Below are 2,255 nucleotides of genomic sequence, written 5' to 3' on the forward strand. Positions count from 1 at the left end.
GCCCCAGCGCATTCCAGGTATACCTGTCCTGCTGTTTCCCCGGTGAGTTCACCGTCTCCGGCAACCCAGGCCGGTTGTAGCATTCGCTTTCTGTTCCCTGTAATACTGATGTTTCTTTTCCAGTCTCAGTTGATCACGATGAACATCAGCAGAAAATGCCAATCTGCTGAAACCCACTAAAAAAGCGAGATCGATACGCGATCCTGATACTGTGCCGGATTTTAGCTACAGCGAGTTTTACTCACGCGTTGAGGGTCGCCCGGTTCGTCTGTACGGCGAATGGACGTCGCAGGCCGGGTTTATTAACGGGATGCCCGTTAAAATTCGGGTGATGAAAGACTGCATTGTGATTACGCCACAAAATATCCGCGAACTGTGAGGCTGTATTGAAGGGATGAGCGTGACGTATATCAACCAACGAAACGTTAAAGCATGGCTGAAAAATTTTCTGGGGGCGCTGAATGACACCGGGAATATTCCGGTGATCAAACGTAGCAGATAATTGAACGATCTCGGTGAGAAGCCGGGATATTCAGCAAGTTATTATAGATCCTGGTTTCTCTATAAGCCGACAGGAAGTCATTTACATAACAATCGATTTATACTCACCAAACCAGAATTCTAGAGCCTCGCGATTTATTCCATCGCCTCCGATCCAGAAATCTACGGGGTAGGCCCAGTTTGAACTGTGTGACTTACTCGGTGCCAACCCTGGATTTGTGAAATGTGTAAGATATCCTTTATGTTCTTTTGTTTCCATAATCCCACAAAAACCCAGCGTCTCCAGAAGATATCGACACTGGTCGGTGGATATTTTAAAATTATCAATATACAAATCGGGTACATTACTTAAAAATCCAAAGAAATACTTATGGCTTTCGATGGGGAGTTATCAACTTCCTCTTTTTCAAGTTTGGAAATAAATTCATTAAAACTGGAGGCAATTAGAGTCAACCCCGAACTAGGTTTATTATTAATAATTGGATCCATTTCATGATTCCAAAACCACACTGACCCTTTCTTATTCCCTTTAATACATAAACAAATTTGATTCCCGCCAGATGAACAACCGATTGGAATCCATAACATTTTAAAATATTCTTTATATGTATTAATAGCATTTGCAAGCAAATAATCTTTATTTAAATCAAGCAATCCATAAAAATAATCAATAGTATCAAAACCTTTATTGTCAGCCCAAACAGACATTTCTATGCCTTTAAAAATCACTATGCAATTGAATTTAACAACTCCTCCATAATCGTATAAAAAACCACGATAATCATCTGGAAGCCTCCCTGTAATCATTAGGAGATCATCTAAGGCTCTTTCTTTTTCCGTATTTTTGAAAGGGGAAATTTCTCCCCCCAGAAACTCTATCTTTTCTAACATCTTGATGAATTCCTCATATCTGAAGCTGATCCAATATGCGGGATATTCCCATGCAAATCACTTGGAACTAATATAATCTCTGTAACACTCAAATGATGCGGGGTAAGTCCTTTTTCTGAGAGTAAGTTTTTAGCTGCAGTAGGTGTAATATTCATTTCTTTAGCAATACTTTTGTATACTTCAGTAAAATCATTTTGACTACCATTAAGAACACCTTCGTTAAAGGTAATAGAACCTTTTGACCACGGTGAGAAATCCGGTCTTCCTCCAGAGAAGGAAATTGGCTCGCCACCAGTAATCGCATTTACGGATGGATTATTGGAATGCCAATTACTCTCTCCAGGGCTACCGTCCCAGTAACCATTACTTCTGGGAAGACGGCTACCAGCTAACCCCCACGGATCAATCCAACTCAACGGATTCGGTGCATATTGGTAGAGGTTAATACCTCCATTCAGCCCAATCGGGTCCTGACTGACGAACCTGCCACACTCCGGTGCATAATATCTGAACAGATTGTAATGCAGCCCTGTCTCGTCGTCAAAATACTGCCCCGGCAGCCGCAGCGGCTGGTGAAAGTACGCCCCGCTGTTGCTGATGTCCGCCGCATTCTCTCCAAACCCCCTGATATACCCCGCCCACACCAGCGTTCCGTCCGCCGCCGTCACCTCCTGCGGCGTGCCCGTCACGTCCGTGTGGTAATACCACACCTGCCTGCTTTCTCCCCGCCCCGTCACGCTCGCCACCGGCGTGTACGGCTGTTCCGCATCGTACAGATAGGTCCGCCAGCCCTGCTGCTGCACGTTCTCCTGCAACAGCCTGAACCCCTCCCACACAAAGTCCGTCCGGCTCCGCGCCGTATG

The 2,255-nt window shown here is 44.7% G+C and carries 3 protein-coding genes and 1 pseudogene; 1 reads left to right on the forward strand and 3 read right to left on the reverse strand.

Annotation, left to right across the window (positions count from 1 at the left end; translation table 11 throughout):
• Positions 1-79: pseudogene (locus tag ACLD4K_RS21935) on the reverse strand (hypothetical protein); the annotation flags it as partial.
• A 132-nt stretch (positions 80-211) separates the two neighbouring features.
• On the opposite strand from ACLD4K_RS21935, the gene ACLD4K_RS21940 reads away from it, so the two are divergent.
• Entirely contained in the window at positions 212-379 is a 168-nt protein-coding gene (locus ACLD4K_RS21940; RefSeq protein WP_411012509.1) for a SymE family type I addiction module toxin, read from the forward strand.
• A gap of 470 nt (positions 380-849) precedes the next feature.
• Here ACLD4K_RS21940 and ACLD4K_RS21945 read toward each other — a convergent pair whose 3' ends face one another.
• Positions 850-1,392, reverse strand: coding sequence for an SMI1/KNR4 family protein (locus ACLD4K_RS21945; protein WP_000890316.1), 543 nt, complete (start codon positions 1,390-1,392; stop codon positions 850-852).
• Positions 1,386-2,255, reverse strand: an 870-nt coding sequence (locus ACLD4K_RS21950) for an RHS repeat-associated core domain-containing protein (protein WP_411012510.1), incomplete at its 5' end; no start/stop codon positions are given. The genes ACLD4K_RS21950 and ACLD4K_RS21945, both read right to left, overlap by 7 nt.

Source organism: Salmonella sp. 741265055_HSA, from assembly GCF_046569525.1.
GTDB classification, from domain to species: domain Bacteria; phylum Pseudomonadota; class Gammaproteobacteria; order Enterobacterales; family Enterobacteriaceae; genus Salmonella; species Salmonella enterica.

Excerpts from the sequence above, each read along its gene's own strand:
- ACLD4K_RS21945 (WP_000890316.1), bottom strand. The coding sequence starts at position 1,392 with ATGTTAGAAAAGATAGAGTTTCTGGGGGGAGAAATTTCCCCTTTCAAA.